The sequence below is a fragment of the Ruegeria sp. BHSC276 genome (assembly GCF_059612945.1).
On sequence record NZ_JBXWRP010000013.1, the window covers coordinates 58,134 to 73,619 of the forward strand.

Sequence of the window (15,486 nt, forward strand, 5' to 3'; positions counted from 1 at the left end):
CAAAATTGCGCAAAAACTGCGATTCGATACCTGTCCGCCCTTGGAATGTCAATAACGCTGACTTAAAGTCGGGGCGTGTAACGAATGAGGCCCGATATGTCCGAGATCCGCCCCGCCCCGGTCTTTGGCGGAGAAAGCCTGTTGTTTCTGACAGATGAACAGCTTCGGCAGGGGATCGAGGCGATGTTCTTTGCCTATCGCGGCTTTACCGCCGACCCCGACCGCATTCTGAGCGAAATGGCCTATGGCCGGGCGCATCACCGGGCGATCCATTTCATCAACCGTGCGCCGGGCACCACGGTGAACAACCTGCTGGCGATCCTGGGGGTGACCAAGCAGTCGCTGAACCGGGTGCTGCGCACGCTAATCGACGACGGCCTTGTCGAGAGCCGGGTCGGCACCGTCGACAAGCGCGAACGCCACCTGTACCTGACCGAACAGGGCAAGGCGCTCGAGGCGCAGCTGTCGGACGCCCAGCGCGCCCGGATGCGCGCGGCCTACAAGGAAGCCGGCCCCGAGGCGGTTGCCGGGTTCCGCAAGGTTCTTGAAGCGATGATGGATGCTGATATGCGTCGGGCTTACACGAAACTGCGGGATTCAACTTCATGAGCGACGTGGACGCCCATCTTCTGATCGTCGATGACGACGAACGCATCCGTGATCTGCTCAAGAAATTCTTGATGCGCAGCGGATTTCTTGTGACCGCGGCGCGTGATGCCGCCCATGCGCGGCGGGTCCTGTCGGGGCTGGATTTCGACCTGCTCGTGATGGATGTGATGATGCCGGGCGAGGATGGTGTCAGCCTGACCCGTGCCCTGCGCGAGACGCATGACACGCCGATTCTGCTGCTGACGGCACGCGGCGAGACCGAGCACCGGATCGCCGGGTTGGAAGCCGGAGCAGACGATTACCTGGCCAAGCCGTTCGAACCCAAGGAACTGCTGCTGCGGATCAACGCGATCCTGCGGCGGATGCCGGAAACCACATCGCAGGACACGGCCACCAAGATCCTGCATTTGGGGCCGATCCGCTATGACATCGAACGCGGCGAGATGTGGCAGGGCGAAGAGCCGGTACGGCTGACCGCCACCGAAAGCCAGTTGATGAAGATCTTCTCGGCCCAGCCGGGCGAGCCGATCAGCCGGTCGAAGCTGGTCGAGGATCTGGGGCGCGACAAGGGGCAGGCGCAGGAGCGTGCGGTGGACGTGCAGATCACGCGCCTGCGCCGCAAGATCGAGCAAGACCCCAAGCAGCCGCGCTATCTGCAGACGGTGCGGGGCGCGGGCTATATGCTGGCGCCGGATTGATTTTGCCGCTGCGCGGCGTTTTGTTGCCTTCGGCGAGGATATTTTTGGCCAGATGAAGTGGGGGATTTTGATGAAGACCGCTGTTTTGACGCATGCCGACTGTCTGGGTCATGTCACCCCTGAGGGGCATCCCGAGCGGGTGGCCCGGCTGGAACATATTCTGCATGCGCTGGAGCCTCTGGACCTGCAACGGGTGACCGCGCCGCTGGCGGCGGATGACGATCTGCTGCGTATCCATCCCGAGAGCTATATCCGCGAAATCCGTGACAGCCGCCCGACCGAGGGGTTCCGCCAGATCGACGGGGATACGTTCATGTCACCCGGCTCGGTCGATGCGGCCTATCGGGCGGCGGGGGCCGTTGTTCGGGCGGTGGACATGGTGCTGGGCGGTGAGGCGCCGAATGCGTTCTGCGCCATTCGGCCGCCGGGCCACCACGCCGAACGGGAAACCGCCATGGGATTCTGCCTGTTCGGCAATGCCGCTTTGGCGGCGAAGCATGCGCTGGATCATCACGAACTGGATCGGGTCGCGGTGGTGGATTTCGACGTGCATCACGGCAATGGCACGCAGGATCTGCTGTGGGACGAGGCCCGCGCGCTGGTGATCACCAGCCAGCAGATGCCGCTGTGGCCGGGCTCGGGACGACCGGATGAAACCGGGGCGCATGACACCATCGTTAACATCCCGCTGGCCCCCGGCACCGGCGGGGCCGAGATGCGCGCGGCCTACGAGGCACAGGCCTTTCCCCGGCTGCGCGCGTTCAAGCCCGAGCTGATCATCATCTCTGCCGGCTTCGACGCCCATCAAGACGATCCGCTGGCCAATCTGAACTGGTCCACCGACGATTTCGCCTGGATCACCGCTCAGCTTTGCCGGATCGCCGACGAGCTGTGTAACGGCCGTATCGTCTCGACTCTGGAAGGCGGGTATGATCTGAACGCACTGGCCAAAGCCACACGCGCCCATGTTGAAGAACTGATGAAGGCAGCCCGATGACCGAGACCCCCGTTGAACAGATGACATTCGAGCAGGCGATGAAAGAGCTGGAGGCCGTGGTCGGCCAACTGGAGCGCGGCGACGTGGCGCTGGACCAGTCGATCGCCCTGTACGAGCGCGGCGCCAAGCTGAAGAAACGCTGCGAGGAAGAGCTGAAGCGCGCCGAGGAGAAAGTGGCCGCCATCACGCTGGATGCCGATGGTCAGCCCACCGGGACGACCCCTGTCGAAGGTCTGTAATGTTTTCCGAAAGGCTGGCGCAGGATGCGGCGCTTATCCAGGCGCAGTTCGATCTGATTCTGGGTGCGCTGGACGATGTCGATGTCACCCGGGCGATGGCCTATGCCACGCAGGGCGGCAAGCGGCTGCGCGGATTTCTGGTGCTGGAAAGCGCCCGACTGCACGGAATAGATGAGACCTGCGCGATCTGGCCCGCGATCGGGATCGAGGCGCTGCACGCCTATAGCCTCGTGCATGACGATCTGCCCTGCATGGACGATGACGACCTGCGCCGCGGCCGCCCGACCGTGCACAAGCAATGGAACGATGGCATCGCGGTTCTGGCTGGCGACGCTTTGCAGGCGCTGGCATTCGAGCTGTGCGCCCGCCCCGAAGTGGGGCCGGCCGAGATTCGCGCCGACCTGACCCTGACGCTGGCGCAGGCGGCAGGCGCGCAGGGCATGGTGCTGGGGCAGGCGCTGGACATTGCGGCGGAAACGGCGCAGCAACCGCTCTCGCTGGAGGACATCACCCGGTTGCAGGCCGGCAAGACCGGCGCGCTGATCGAATGGTCGGCCTGTGCCGGGGCCCGGTTGGCCGGAGAGGACGTCCAACGCATGCGTCAATATTCCCGCGCGCTGGGCCTTGCCTTTCAAATTACCGACGACATCCTTGATGTGGAGGGTGACAGCGAAAAGGCGGGCAAACGATTGCAGAAGGACGCACAGGCGGGCAAGGCGACGTTCGTATCCCTGCTGGGCCTCGACGCCGCCAAGGCCCGCGCGACCGAGCTGGTCGAGCAGGCCTGCGGCGCGCTGGACGGCTACGGACCGCAGGCCGAAACCTTGAAGGAAGCCGCCCGCTTCGTTATTGCGCGTGAAAGCTGAACCGTAAGGGATGCCATGTCAGACCGTCCGAACACCCCGCTTCTGGACCTTGTGAACCGCCCGGCGGATCTCAAGCAGTTTTCGGACGCGCAGTTGCATCAGCTGGCAAACGAGTTGCGGGCCGAGACGATCTCGGCCGTGTCGGTGACCGGCGGGCATCTGGGCGCAGGGCTGGGCGTGGTTGAGCTGACCGTGGCCCTGCACGCGGTGTTCGACACGCCGCGCGACAAGATCATCTGGGATGTCGGGCACCAGTGCTATCCCCACAAGATCCTGACCGAGCGGCGCGACCGTATCCGCACCCTGCGCCAGAAAGGCGGCCTCAGCGGGTTCACCAAACGCAGCGAAAGCCCCTATGACCCGTTCGGCGCGGCGCACAGCTCGACCTCGATCAGCGCGGCGTTGGGCTTTGCCGTGGCCCGCGACCTGGGCGGGGTCACACCCGAGGGGCTGGGCGACGCGATCGCGGTGATCGGCGACGGGTCGATGTCGGCCGGCATGGCCTTCGAGGCGATGAACAACGCCGGCCACCTGAAAAAACGCCTGATCGTGATCCTGAACGACAACGAGATGAGCATCGCCCCGCCCGTGGGTGCGATGTCAAACTATCTCTCGCGCATCTATGCCGAAGAGCCGTTCCACGATCTGAAAGCAGCGGCCAAGGGGGCGGTGTCTCTGCTGCCCGAACCGTTCCGCGAAGGCGCCAAGCGCGCCAAAGAAATGCTCAAAGGAATGGCGGTGGGCGGCACCCTGTTCGAAGAGCTGGGATTCTCCTATGTTGGCCCGATCGACGGGCATGACCTGGACCAGCTGCTGCCGGTTCTGCGCACGGTCAAGGCGCGGGCGACCGGGCCAATACTGATCCACGCACTGACCAAAAAGGGCAAGGGCTATGCCCCGGCCGAGCAGGCCCGGGACAAGGGCCATGCCACCGCCAAGTTCGACGTGGTCACCGGCAAGCAGCAGAAGGCGCCGTCGAACGCGCCGTCCTACACCTCGGTCTTCGGCAAGACCCTGGTGGACGAGGCCAGCCGCGACGACAAGATCGTGGCGGTGACCGCGGCGATGCCCGACGGTACCGGGCTGAACCTGTTCGCCGAACGCTACCCGTCGCGCTGTTTCGACGTGGCGATTGCCGAGCAGCACGGGGTCACGTTCTCGGCCGCGCTGGCGGCGGGCGGGCTGAAACCGTTCTGCGCGATGTATTCCACGTTTTTGCAGCGCGGCTATGACCAGGTGGTGCACGACGTGGCGATCCAGCGCCTGCCAGTGCGCTTTGCCATTGACCGCGCGGGGCTGGTGGGTGCTGATGGCGCGACTCATGCCGGGTCGTTCGACATCGCGTACCTGTCCAACCTGCCGGGCATGGTTGTGATGGCCGCCGCCGACGAGGCCGAGCTGGTGCACATGGTCGCCACAGCCGCCGCCCACGACGACGGCCCCATCGCATTCCGCTATCCGCGGGGCGAAGGCGTGGGCGTCGATCTGCCCGAACGTGGGCAGGTTCTGGAAATCGGCAAGGGCCGCCTGATCCAGTCGGGTGCGCGGGTGGCGATCTTGTCCTTCGGGACGCGCCTGGCCGAAGTGCAGAAGGCCGCCGAATCGCTGGCCGCCCGCGGTATCACCCCGACCATCGCCGACGCCCGGTTCGCCAAGCCGTTGGACCGCGACCTGATCCTGGACCTGGCCGCCAACCACGAGGCGCTGATCACCATCGAGGAAGGCGCCATCGGCGGGTTCGGCAGCCACGTGGCGCAACTGCTGGCGGATGAGGGCGTGTTCGATCGCGGCCTGAAATACCGCTCGATGGTGCTGCCGGACATTTTCATCGACCAGGCCAGCCCCGCCGACATGTACGCAGTCGCAGGCATGAACGCCGAGCATATCGAGGCCAAGGTTCTATCGGTGCTGGGTGTGGCTTCGATAGGTGAACGGCGCGCCTGAATCCGGGCGTCTTTCATCAAGCGGCCGATTGCGCCGCGCCACCGACCCAAGGTCGCGGGTCAGGCCGCCAATCGCTCTTGCAAGGCGGCAAGCCTTGGTTTAAGGGACGCCCCGAGGTCGCCTCCACCGACGCGTCGGGTCACAATTGCCCCGGTCGGACAAGGTGCAGGGATCCGCAGGGCCATCACGGCCCATGACGCAAGAAGGATGCCGGTGTAGCTCAGCTGGTAGAGCACGTCATTCGTAATGATGGGGTCGGGGGTTCGAGTCCCTTCACCGGCACCATCCTTCTTTGGACCCAAGAATACTCGGCAGATCGCGCGGTGGGACACATTGGTCTCGGCCATTCTGCAGGACGGTTCGGCTCGGGGCCGGGTTAACGGGCCGAGGGCATCGACTGACGAAACCGGCGCAAGGCCAGCGCGAAGAAGGCCGCCCCCAGACCGGCCATGATCGCCATCTGCGGCCAGACAATCGCAGGACCGCCCCCGCGATAGAGGATGGCCTGGGCAAAACCCACGAAATGGGTCGAGGGAGACACCTACATCGCCATGCGCTGCCAGTCCGGCATGCTTTCCATCGGGGTCGTGCTGCCCGACAGCAGGTTTATCACGATCAGCACCGGCAGCGCCAGCAGGCCGAACTGGGGCATCGACGACGTGAAAGTGGCCAGCAGGATGCCCAACCCGGTCACCGAGGCCAGATAGATGACGGCCCCCAGCACAAACAGCAGCACCGAGCCCGCAACCGTTCCGTTGATCGTCAGAACCCGGCCCGAAATGACTTGCCCGATCGGAACCGCGTGGTGCAGACCGTGCGCCGACAGGATCCGCATCCACTCGGCTCACCGTTTGTGCAGGCGGGTCGGGCACCAGCAGGTCCTCGTGGCAGTCGGGGCCCCGCAGGGCCGCAAGTTGGGCCTGTGCGTCCGAATATGGCCCGACAGGCACCATACCCGGAGGCGCGAATTCCAGCGCGGTGACGAGTTGGTGGATGGCCTGACGGTCATCCGGGCGGACCGTCAGACACTGTTCCAATTCGAGAATCTGCGCTGCCTGTGGCACTGGCTTCGCCTGCTGCCTGCGTCTGCGGACCCGTCCTGCCTAACCTGCACGAGAAAATCGTCAACACCGCAACCCGACCCCCGAGGGCCGCCGCCCGCCCGGATGGGCGGAGGGCGGGATGGCGCGGCGGTCAGTCGCTGATCGCGCCTTCTTCGTCGCGGCGCTGGTGCATCCGGGCCTTGACCCGCGCACCCACGATCAGCGGCAGGATGAAGCCGATCACGGCGATGGTCCACAACCCGATGGACAACGGGCTGTCGATCAGGGTCCACCAGTTGCCATTGTCGATGGTCACGGCGCGGCGCAGGTTGTTCTCCATCGCGTTGCCCAGCAGGGTGCCCAGGATGATCGGGACCAGCGGCACGTCCAGCTTGCGTAGGACCCAGCCCATCACGCCGAACCCGATCATCACCAGCAGATCGAAGGTGGACCCCGAAATGCCGTAGATGCCGACAAAGCTGACCATGGCCACGATCGGCATCAGGATGCGCGACGGGATCATCAGCACGCGGGTGAACAGGCCCACCATCGGGATATTCATGGCCAGCAGCATGAAGTTGGCGATGAACAGCGCGGCCACCAGCCCCCAGACCACATCCGGGTTCTGGGTGAACAGCAGCGGCCCCGGCGTGATGTTCAACGCCAGCAGCACCGCCAGCAGCACCGCCGTGGTGCCCGACCCCGGCACGCCCAGCGCCAGCATCGGCACTAATGCGCCCCCGGCGGCGGCGTTGTTGCCGGCCTCGGGCGCGGCCACGCCGCGCGGATCGCCGGTGCCGAAGGTGTTCTCCTTGTCCACCAGCCGCTTTTCCATCGTGTAGGAAATGAACGACCCCAAAGAGGCGCCCGCGCCCGGCAGAACCCCCGCGACGAAGCCCAGAAACGAGGTGCGCAGCATCGTGGGCGTGCAGCTTTTGATCATCGACATCGGCGGATACAGCCTGCCGATGTTCAGCTTGCGGCCCTCGGCATCGGACCCTCCATGGCGATGTTCCAGAAAGATGAACACCTCGGACAGCGCGAACAGGCCGACGATGGCCACCAGAAAATCCAGCCCGTCATACAGATGCACTTCGCCGAAGGTAAAGCGCGGCACGCCGGTCTGGGTGTCCACCCCGATGGTCGCAAGCCCAAGGCCCAGCGCGGCGGCAAAGGCCGATTTCGCCTGGTTGGTCGAAGAAACGCCGCCCAACGTCATGAAGGCCAGCGCGAACAGGGCGAAATATTCAGCCGGGCCGAACAGCAGGGCGATCTTGACCAGCTGCGGCGCCAGCACGATTAGGCCCCAGGTCGCCAAGAACGCACCCACGAACGAGGCGATTCCCGACAACGACAGCGCCTCGCCCGCCAGGCCCTTCTTGGCCATGGGGTGCCCGTCAAGACAGGTCATCATCGCGGGCTCGTCACCGGGGATGTTCAGCAGGATCGACGAGATCCGCCCCCCGTACATCGCCCCGTAATAGACACTGGTCAGCAAGATCAGCGAGGGCGTCGCGCCCAGCCCCAGCGTGAAGGCCAGCGGGATCAGGATAGCCACGCCGTTCGACGGGCCCAGCCCCGGCAGCGCGCCCATGACCGTACCCAGAAAGCAGCCCAGCAGGGCCAGCATCAGGTTCTGCCAGGTCAGCGCGATGGCGAACCCATCGCCCAAGGATGCAAGAGTTTCCATGATGCCCCCCCCCTAGAACCCCAGCGGCCCTTTGGCCAGTGACAGGCCCAGAACCAGGTGGAAAATGACATAGATGCCCAGCGAAGTGCCAATTCCGACAAGGATGCACTCGATCGGGCCCGAACCCAGCCGCCAAGCCAGATAGGTGGCGGCAAAGGCCGTGGCGATGACGAACCCCGCAACCGGCAGCAGTTCGGCATACAGGATCAGAACGACCACGGCGGCGCCGACCTCGACCAGCCGGCCCAGCGCGGGCCATTCGGGTTCGGCATCCGGGCGCAGCGCGATGATGGCGCTGGACACGCCCAGAATGGCGGCGATGATCAAAGGAAAGGCCTTGGGCCCAACGGCATCGGACAGAAAGCTTTCTTCGATCGCCAGGGCGGATATCGCAAATCCGATGGCGAGAAGCAGCCCGACGACCCCGAAGATGCGGTCACTCATCGGTGTCTCCTGTTGTTCGGGATGAAAAAGTGCGGGCGCCACACGGTTGCGGCACCCGCCTGCACGTGAGTGGTGCGGTTACTTGATGATCCCGATCTCTTTCGAGATCGCCTGGATCTGGGCCACCGAGTCAGCGACGAAGTTCTGGAAGTCATCGCCCTGCAGGTCCAGCGGGGCCAGGCCGTTGGCGGCCATCACTTCTTTCCACTCGTCCGAGGCATAGAGCTGACCGATCTTGGACACCCAGTCATTGTAGGCCTCGTCCGACATGCCGCCGGGGGCATAGAAACCGCGCCAGTTCGCACCGATAGCGTCCACACCCTGTTCCTTGGCGGTCGGGAAATCGGCGAATTCGCCGGGCAGACGTTCAGGCGCCAGAACAGCGATCACCTTGATGTCGCCGGAATCCACGAAGCCCTTGGCCTCGGAGATATCGCCGGTGAAGGCCTGGACCGAGCCGGCCAGCAGCTGGGTCACCGCCTCGCCGCCGCCGTCAAACGCGATGTATTTGACCGAGCGGACATCGTCGATGCCATAGGCGTTGGCCGCGATCAGCACCTTCAGGTGGTCCCAGCCGCCCACGGCCGAGCCGCCCGCGACCGAAACCGAGGACGGGTCGGCTTTGATCTGGTCCAGCAGCTCGGGCAGGGTATTGACCGGGCTGTCGGCAGCCACGGCGATCACGCCATAATCGGCGCCGATCGCGGCCAGCCAGCGGACCTGATCCATGGTGTTCCCCGGATAGGCGCCCTGGGCCAGACGAGTTGCGGTTGCGGCGCTTGCGGCGACGATCAGTTCGTTGTCGTCATTGCGCTTGTTCACCACCTCGGCAAAGGCCACGCCCCCGCCGCCACCGGCCAGGTTCACCACCTGCATGGTCTGGTCGATCAGGCCCAGATCCTGCAGCGACTTGCCCACCTGACGGCAGGTAAAGTCCCAACCCCCACCCGGGTTGGCCGGAGCGATGCATTCCGCCGCGTTGGCGGCAAAGCCAGTCAGGGCAAAGACTGCGGCGGCTACGACGCCGCCGGTTCCAAACAGTTTCATTCGGTTCTCCTCCTCAGGTCATTCTGGCCGTCTTGTGTGCGGCCGAAACCGATCCCCGCAGGGGCCGCGTGGCGCAGCCCTTTCTTGCAGGTTGGTTTTCTTTACCGAATAATGCTGTCACGAACCTGTCACGGTGCGACGGGCGATCGGGGGAGGCCATGCGTGTATTGATGATCGAGGATGCCGAGGATCTGGCCGAGGGCGTCGTGGCCCATCTGGGTCGGTCCGGTGTGGTGTGCGATCTGGCGACCTCGGTCGAGGCGGCCCATGATTTCCGCGCGGTCCAGTCCTATGACGCGATCCTGCTGGACATCAATCTGCCCGATGGGTCGGGCCTGGGCTTTCTGGACCGGATTCGCGCCGCCGGAGACCGCACGCCGGTTCTGATGCTGACCGCGCTGACCGCAGTCGAGGACCGGGTCGCCGCGCTGGACAAAGGGGCCGACGATTATCTGGGCAAGCCCTTCGACCAGCGCGAGCTCGAGGCGCGGCTGCGCGCGCTGGTGCGCCGCGACGCCGACCGCAAGAGCGAGCAGATCACGCTGGGCCCGCTGGTCTATGCCCCCAAGGACCGCAGCGCCACGCTGGGCGGCAAACGCCTGAACCTGACCGCGCGCGAGGCCGCCGTGCTGGACGCCCTGATCCGGCACGAGGGGCAGTTCCTGTCCAAGGCGCGACTGTACGACTCGCTCTATGGGTTCGAGGATGCCGATGTGGGCGTGAACGCGATCGAGCTGTATATCGCCCGGCTGCGCAAGAAATTCTTGGGTAGCGGCGTGGCCATCACCACCCAGCGCGGGGTCGGGTACCGGATCGGCCTGCATGGTTAAGCCGCCCCTGCCCCACAGCCTGACCGCCCGGGTGCTGAGCGCGGTGATGCTGATCCTTGTTCTGGGCGGCGTTCTGGTCGGCCTGTCGATCTGGGCCAATGGTCGGTTGGCGGCCCGTCAGGCCTATGACAGGCTGCTTTTGGGTGCGGCCAGCGACATCGCCGAATCCGTGCGCATCCAGGACGGCCAGCCCATCGTCGACCTTCCCGTTTCAGCGTTTGAGCTGCTGGCCCAGGCCCCGGATGACCGGATCTATTACGCGGTGCGCGGGCCCGACGGGCGCTTTATCACTGGGCTGGACCCGGACACGGTGATCGCGCCCCCGCAGCCCGTCAGCCAGTCGGCCCAGTATTTCGCGGCCGACTTGAACGGGGAACCGGCCCGGTTCGTCCGACTGCCCCGTCTGTTCGCCGAGCGGGACTTTTCCGGCGAAGTCGAAATCGTGGTCGGGCAGACCTTGCTGGCACGGCGCGCGATGACCACCGGCCTGATGCTCGATGCCCTGCTGCCGATGGCGGTGGCCGGCGCGTTGCTGCTGATCATGTCGTGGTTCGTCACCCGTTCGGCGCTGCACCCGCTCGAGGCGATGTCGGATGACCTGATCCGCCGAGACCCCTATGACCTGACGCCCGTGGCCAGCGACCGGCTGCCGCGCGAACTGCAGGTCATGATCGCGGCGATGAATCGGTTCATGGGGCGGCTGGACCGGCAGGTTCTGTCGATGCGTAACTTGATCGCCGACACCGCGCATCAGTTGCGCACCCCAGTCGCAGCGATCCGGGTGCAGGCCGAGATCGCCCAGGCCGACCCCGACAGCCCCGCCGGGCGCCGGGCGCTGGACCGGCTGCTGAACCGTACGCGGTCGCTCGGGACACTTCTGGATCAGCTTCTGTCGCGCGCGATGGTCATCCACCGCATCGACAGCGCCCCGCGCCTGCCGGTCGATCTGCGCGAAGTGGCGCTCGAGGCGCTGGAGCAGAGCGACCACGAGGTGATCGCCCCCGGCGTCGAGGTGCATCTGAAAATCGGGGAAGACCCGGTCTGGGTGCGGGGCGATGCGTTTTCGCTGGGCGAAGCCACCAAGAACCTGCTGGGCAACGCGCTACGCCACGGCAAGGCCCCGGTCAGCATCGGGGCCAGCCTGGACGGTGGCCGCGCCGTTCTGTGGGTGCGCGACAGCGGCCCGGGGCCGGACATGTCGGTGTCCGCCCGGCTGGGCGACCGGTTCAACCGCAACGCAGGCTCGGGCGAGGACAGCAGCGGGCTGGGCCTGTCGATCGTCAAATCCACCGCCGAGGCCTTTGACGGCACCGTCGAGATGGCCCGCACCGATGACGGGTTTCGCGTATCGCTCAGCTTTCCGGCGGCCACCGAAGGAACAGGCGCATGATACGGTTTCTGATCCCGCTGGCCCTGTGTCTGCTGATGCCTGCTACCCGCACTGCAGCGCAGGAGGCGGTGACCGAATTCGGCACCGGGCCTGCCCCCCTGCTGGTGCGCTCGACCACGGATATCGGCATCATCCGCCCGGTGATGGAGCAGTTCGCGGTGCAAAACCCCGACCTGACCATCACCTATGAACAATGGGGCTCGAACGCGCTGTTCCAGCACAGCAAGACGGCCTGCAAGACCGGCGACAGCCCGGCGGATGCGGTGTTTTCCTCGGCCGTTCAGCAGATGGTCTGGCTGGTCAATGCCGCCTGCGCCCATCGCTACAGCTCGGCCCTGACGCAGGCGCTGCCCCCGGCCCGGCGCTGGCGGGACGAGCTGTGGGGGATTACCACCGAACCCGCCGTCATCGTCTACAACAAGGACCGTCTGGACGATCTGGAGGTGCCGCGCAGCCGCTTTGCCCTGCTGGACGCGATGCGCACCCGCCCCGACCTGCTGCGCGGCCGGGTAGCGACCTATGACATCGCGGCCTCGGGGCTGGGCTTCCTGTTCGCCTATGGCGACAGTCTCGAGGCCACCACCTTTGGCTCGTTGATAGAGGGCTTTGCCCGGATCGACGCGGTGGCCACCTGCTGTTCGGCCGAGATCATCCGCGACGTGGCCCGGGGACGGTTCCTGATCGCCTACAACGTGCTTGGCTCATACGTGGCCAACGCGCAGGACCCCGCGGTTGGTGTGATCCTGCCCGAGGATTACACGCTGGTGCTGTCCCGCGCCTTCATGATCCCGAGAAACGCGGGCAACAGCGCGGGCGGGCAGCGGCTGCTGGATTTCCTGCTGTCGCCGACGGCGCAGGATCTGCTGGCCCGATCGGGGTTGGTGGCGCGGATGGATGCGGCCGAAACCGGCCTTGCGCCCAGCGCGCGCCGATTCATTCCCCTGTCACCCGCCCTGCTGGTGGCCAGCGACCCGAACCGCCGGGCCGAACTGTTCAACCTGTGGAATGACGCCTTCGACGTGGAAACCGCCCGCTAGGCGGTTTTGCCGGTATTCTCAGGAACCGGCTCTGCGCCGCCTTCGTCCGGTGCCGCCGCGCCCTCGGGCTCGGGTTCGATGACCTCTGGCGCTTCGGCATCTTCGATCTCGGCCTCCTCGACCTCGTTCGATTGATCCTCGAGCGCACCCACGATCAGCGGCAGCATGTGAACGCCGGTCGCGGTGGCAATCTCGGGCGTTTTCGGCCTCTGCCAACTCAGCGTATCGAAGCTGTGGCAGGTGGAACAGACCGGAGCCCATTCGGCATGGATGTCGTGGCAGTTCTCGCAGACCCATTGCGGCCCGCGCGGCGCGTTCAGCGCCTTGGCCAGCCAGCCCTGAACCACCGCGTCCGACGCCCCCTCGCCCCGTTCGATCGCGGCCATCAGCGTATAGGCCCGCGCGTCGGCGCCCTTCTCGACCAGATCGCCCAGCACACGGCGGGCTTCGGGGAAATCCTCGGCCACGATGTTCAGCTCGGCCCGGATCAGGCGGGTCTCGGGGTGGTCGGGGTGGATGCGGGTCAGGGTGGCAAAGCGCTTGATCCGCTCTTCGGGTGTCTCGTCCGGGGCGATCTCGGCAAAGGCATGGGCCAGGTCGGGATGCGGCTGCGCCTCCCATGCCTTTTTCAGAATTTTGGTCGCCGCGCGCGGCTTGCCCTTGGCGATATAGGCCCGCGCGGCCATCGCGGCGGCGGGCACCAGATCGGGCGACAGGCGGTTGGCCTCAATCGCGCGCTCCTGCTGTTCGACGGTGGCGGACTCGTCCAGAATGTCCTTGGCCTCGGACAGGGCCAGCACCGCGTCGCGGCGGCGATAGACGTCGCGCGGCAGGTATCCCGCCTTCAGCTTGGCGGTCAGGGTCGAGCGCGCCCCGGCCCAGTCTTGCGCCTTGGTCTGCAGGTTCAGCAGAACGTCCTGCGTTTCTTCGTGCCGCGGCTTCAGCTGCAACGCCTTCTCGGCCAGCTTGCGGGCTGTGTTCTCGTCCCCCTCGGCCAGCTTCTGCTTCAGAATGCCCCGCACCCCGACGAAACGCGTCGCCGGATCGCTCACCAGCTTCTTGTAGGTCTCCGCCGCCTTTTTCGTGTCGCCGGTCATCTCGGCCGCCTGGGCCACCAGCAGGTTGGTTAGTTCAGGCTTGTTCAGCAGCTTCTCGGCCTTGCGGGCCTTGGTCAGCGCGATGCGCCCCTCGCCCGAGGCCAGCGCCATCAGCCCGTCGGCCAGTGCCTGGTATCCGCGCTGCTCGCGGCTGCGGTCGAAATAGCGTGACAGGGCGGTTTCGTCACCATTGATGAATTTCAGCGTGGCGATCAGCAGGCCCAACAGCTTCAGCCCCAGCCAGACGGCAAAGACCAGAACCCCCAGCGCGATGACCGACTGCAGCGGGCTAAGCGTGATTTCCAGCCCAAGGGCGGTGATCTGAACGCCGCCGCTGGATTCCATCAGGTAACCGGCGCCCATCGCCAGCAGGCCGACGATCACAACAAAAACAAGGATCTTCAACAATGACCACAGCATGACAGGCCCTTCAGTTCGAGTTCACGCCGGAAACCAGCGCATTGACGGCAGTCTCGGCCTCCAGCCGGGTCTTTGCCGCCTGTATCCATTCGGCCATGGCCGGTTTCGCGGCCTCGGGCAGCGCGTCCAGCTCGGTAAGGGCCGCCGCCAGATCGCCCTTGCCCATCGCGGCCTGCGCGCGCGACAGGATGGCGTCGGGGTCGCTGCCCTCTTTCGGCGTGACCGAGCGCGCCCCGGTCTGGCGTTGCAGAAACGCGATCAGGCCCGTGCCCTTGTCCGCCGCGCGGGCATCGGCCAGCGCCGCGCGGGCGGCGGGCGGGAAGCCATCGCGCAGATCGGCAAGGGTGGCCACGCCGTCATCGGCCGGTCCCGAAAGGGCATCCGGCACGGAAACACCACCGGCTTGCAACTGGGCAACCAGGTCCGAATACGGGCCACCTGCGTCTAGTTGGCCCCGGATCTTGGCCAGCGTCGCCAGGTTTTCGGCCGCCTGTGCCTGAGCCTTGGCCTGCGCTTCCTGCGCCTGGGCGTCAGCCACCATCTTTTCGACCTCGGCGCGTTGGCCGGCCAGAGAGTCCTGCAGTTTCTTCAGCTCGGCCTCGACTGCGGCAACCGTTTCGGGCGACGCCGCCTCGGTCAATGGGCGCGCCTCGAGCTTGGCGACCCGCTCGGCCAGCGGGTCGATTTTGCCGGACAGGGCGTCGAGGCTGGATTTGATGGTGGAGATCTCGCTTTCGATCGGCGCCAATTTGGCGCTCAGCGCGGCAATCTCGGCGGTCGGGTCCGGGGCTGCAGCCAGCTGCTTGCCCAAGGCGGCCAGTTCCTCGGCCTGACCGGACAGCTTGGCCTCGAGCGCCGCAATGGCCTCGGACGGGTCCGACCCGACAGGCCAGAGCAAATCACTGCGCCCGGCGGCAAAACCGATCGCGGCGGCAACCACCCCGCCGATCACGGCCGGCAGAAATCCACCGCGTCGGGGCGTGGTTTCCTGTTTGGGCGGTTCTGCCTGCATGTCATGGGATCGGGCTTCGGCTTCGGCTTCGGCTTCGGCTTCGGCTTCGGCTTCGGCTTCGGCTTCGGCTTCGGCTTCGGCTTCGGCTTCGGCTTCGGCTTCGGCTTCGGCTTCGGCTTCGGC

The 15,486-nt window shown here is 65.9% G+C and carries 16 protein-coding genes and 1 tRNA gene; 10 read left to right on the top strand and 7 right to left on the bottom strand.

Going from position 1 to position 15,486, the window contains the following annotated elements; translation table 11 throughout:
* Window positions 1-96: 96 nt before the first annotated feature.
* From AC2FMD_RS17765 to AC2FMD_RS17795, 7 genes are all read left to right on the top strand, one after another.
* Window positions 97-609, top strand: coding sequence for a MarR family winged helix-turn-helix transcriptional regulator (locus AC2FMD_RS17765; RefSeq protein WP_496742475.1), 513 nt, complete (start codon window positions 97-99; stop codon window positions 607-609).
* Complete coding sequence (locus tag AC2FMD_RS17770) at window positions 606-1,307, top strand: response regulator (RefSeq protein WP_496742474.1); 702 nt, start codon at window positions 606-608, stop codon at window positions 1,305-1,307. Before AC2FMD_RS17765 ends, AC2FMD_RS17770 begins: the two co-directional genes overlap by 4 nt.
* A 70-nt stretch (window positions 1,308-1,377) precedes the next feature.
* Complete coding sequence (locus AC2FMD_RS17775; RefSeq protein ID WP_496742473.1) at window positions 1,378-2,304, top strand: histone deacetylase family protein; 927 nt, start codon at window positions 1,378-1,380, stop codon at window positions 2,302-2,304.
* On the top strand, window positions 2,301-2,543 hold the full coding sequence (locus tag AC2FMD_RS17780; protein WP_496680127.1) for an exodeoxyribonuclease VII small subunit: 243 nt from the start codon (window positions 2,301-2,303) through the stop codon (window positions 2,541-2,543). The genes AC2FMD_RS17775 and AC2FMD_RS17780 overlap by 4 nt, the downstream gene beginning before the upstream one ends.
* Window positions 2,543-3,409, top strand: a complete 867-nt coding sequence (locus tag AC2FMD_RS17785; RefSeq protein ID WP_496742472.1) for a polyprenyl synthetase family protein — start codon at window positions 2,543-2,545, stop codon at window positions 3,407-3,409. Before AC2FMD_RS17780 ends, AC2FMD_RS17785 begins: the two co-directional genes overlap by 1 nt.
* 15 nt (window positions 3,410-3,424) lie before the next feature.
* Window positions 3,425-5,353, top strand: coding sequence for a 1-deoxy-D-xylulose-5-phosphate synthase (dxs, locus tag AC2FMD_RS17790; protein WP_496795300.1), 1,929 nt, complete (start codon window positions 3,425-3,427; stop codon window positions 5,351-5,353).
* 209 nt (window positions 5,354-5,562) lie between these two features.
* Window positions 5,563-5,638 (top strand) — tRNA-Thr (locus tag AC2FMD_RS17795).
* A gap of 91 nt (window positions 5,639-5,729) precedes the next feature.
* Here the strand turns inward: AC2FMD_RS17795 and AC2FMD_RS17800 are convergent.
* The 5 genes from AC2FMD_RS17800 to AC2FMD_RS17820 form a co-directional block, all read right to left on the bottom strand.
* Window positions 5,730-5,894, bottom strand: coding sequence for a hypothetical protein (locus tag AC2FMD_RS17800; RefSeq protein ID WP_496680133.1), 165 nt, complete (start codon window positions 5,892-5,894; stop codon window positions 5,730-5,732).
* Entirely contained in the window at window positions 5,895-6,188 is a 294-nt protein-coding gene (locus AC2FMD_RS17805; protein ID WP_496795301.1) for an ABC transporter permease, read from the bottom strand. It lies immediately after the preceding gene.
* Window positions 6,189-6,547: 359 nt separating this feature from the next.
* Window positions 6,548-8,086, bottom strand: a complete 1,539-nt coding sequence (locus AC2FMD_RS17810; protein WP_496742470.1) for a tripartite tricarboxylate transporter permease — start codon at window positions 8,084-8,086, stop codon at window positions 6,548-6,550.
* A 12-nt stretch (window positions 8,087-8,098) separates the two neighbouring features.
* The gene (locus tag AC2FMD_RS17815; RefSeq protein ID WP_496680137.1) at window positions 8,099-8,530 is read right to left on the bottom strand and encodes a tripartite tricarboxylate transporter TctB family protein; all 432 of its coding nucleotides are present in this window, start codon (window positions 8,528-8,530) and stop codon (window positions 8,099-8,101) included.
* 78 nt (window positions 8,531-8,608) lie between these two features.
* Window positions 8,609-9,577, bottom strand: a complete 969-nt coding sequence (locus AC2FMD_RS17820; protein ID WP_496742469.1) for a Bug family tripartite tricarboxylate transporter substrate binding protein — start codon at window positions 9,575-9,577, stop codon at window positions 8,609-8,611.
* A gap of 158 nt (window positions 9,578-9,735) precedes the next feature.
* On the opposite strand from AC2FMD_RS17820, the gene AC2FMD_RS17825 reads away from it, so the two are divergent.
* From AC2FMD_RS17825 to AC2FMD_RS17835, 3 genes are read left to right on the top strand one after another with little or no spacing between them, the layout of a single operon-like run.
* Entirely contained in the window at window positions 9,736-10,407 is a 672-nt protein-coding gene (locus tag AC2FMD_RS17825; protein ID WP_496680140.1) for a response regulator transcription factor, read from the top strand.
* Window positions 10,400-11,797 carry a sensor histidine kinase gene (locus AC2FMD_RS17830; protein ID WP_496795302.1) on the top strand — a complete coding sequence of 466 codons (1,398 nt, stop codon included), beginning with the start codon at window positions 10,400-10,402 and terminating at the stop codon, window positions 11,795-11,797. The genes AC2FMD_RS17825 and AC2FMD_RS17830 overlap by 8 nt, the downstream gene beginning before the upstream one ends.
* Window positions 11,794-12,834, top strand: coding sequence for an ABC transporter substrate-binding protein (locus AC2FMD_RS17835; RefSeq protein ID WP_496689428.1), 1,041 nt, complete (start codon window positions 11,794-11,796; stop codon window positions 12,832-12,834). Before AC2FMD_RS17830 ends, AC2FMD_RS17835 begins: the two co-directional genes overlap by 4 nt.
* Here the strand turns inward: AC2FMD_RS17835 and AC2FMD_RS17840 are convergent.
* Entirely contained in the window at window positions 12,831-14,351 is a 1,521-nt protein-coding gene (locus tag AC2FMD_RS17840) for a heme biosynthesis protein HemY (protein WP_496742467.1), read from the bottom strand. The genes AC2FMD_RS17835 and AC2FMD_RS17840 overlap by 4 nt on opposite strands.
* Window positions 14,352-14,361: 10 nt before the next feature.
* Window positions 14,362-15,486, bottom strand: a 1,125-nt coding sequence (locus tag AC2FMD_RS17845) for a COG4223 family protein (RefSeq protein ID WP_496795303.1), incomplete at its 5' end; no start/stop codon positions are given.

Coding starts and splice junctions, on each gene's coding strand:
- AC2FMD_RS17765 (WP_496742475.1), top strand. CDS start 97: ATGTCCGAGATCCGCCCCGCCCCGGTCTTTGGCGGAGAAAGCCTGTTG.
- AC2FMD_RS17770 (WP_496742474.1), top strand. CDS start 606: ATGAGCGACGTGGACGCCCATCTTCTGATCGTCGATGACGACGAACGC.
- AC2FMD_RS17775 (WP_496742473.1), top strand. CDS start 1,378: ATGAAGACCGCTGTTTTGACGCATGCCGACTGTCTGGGTCATGTCACC.
- AC2FMD_RS17780 (WP_496680127.1), top strand. CDS start 2,301: ATGACCGAGACCCCCGTTGAACAGATGACATTCGAGCAGGCGATGAAA.
- AC2FMD_RS17785 (WP_496742472.1), top strand. CDS start 2,543: ATGTTTTCCGAAAGGCTGGCGCAGGATGCGGCGCTTATCCAGGCGCAG.
- dxs (WP_496795300.1), top strand. CDS start 3,425: ATGTCAGACCGTCCGAACACCCCGCTTCTGGACCTTGTGAACCGCCCG.
- AC2FMD_RS17805 (WP_496795301.1), bottom strand. CDS start 6,188: ATGCGGATCCTGTCGGCGCACGGTCTGCACCACGCGGTTCCGATCGGG.
- AC2FMD_RS17810 (WP_496742470.1), bottom strand. CDS start 8,086: ATGGAAACTCTTGCATCCTTGGGCGATGGGTTCGCCATCGCGCTGACC.
- AC2FMD_RS17815 (WP_496680137.1), bottom strand. CDS start 8,530: ATGAGTGACCGCATCTTCGGGGTCGTCGGGCTGCTTCTCGCCATCGGA.
- AC2FMD_RS17820 (WP_496742469.1), bottom strand. CDS start 9,577: ATGAAACTGTTTGGAACCGGCGGCGTCGTAGCCGCCGCAGTCTTTGCC.
- AC2FMD_RS17825 (WP_496680140.1), top strand. CDS start 9,736: ATGCGTGTATTGATGATCGAGGATGCCGAGGATCTGGCCGAGGGCGTC.
- AC2FMD_RS17830 (WP_496795302.1), top strand. CDS start 10,400: ATGGTTAAGCCGCCCCTGCCCCACAGCCTGACCGCCCGGGTGCTGAGC.
- AC2FMD_RS17835 (WP_496689428.1), top strand. CDS start 11,794: ATGATACGGTTTCTGATCCCGCTGGCCCTGTGTCTGCTGATGCCTGCT.
- AC2FMD_RS17840 (WP_496742467.1), bottom strand. CDS start 14,351: ATGCTGTGGTCATTGTTGAAGATCCTTGTTTTTGTTGTGATCGTCGGC.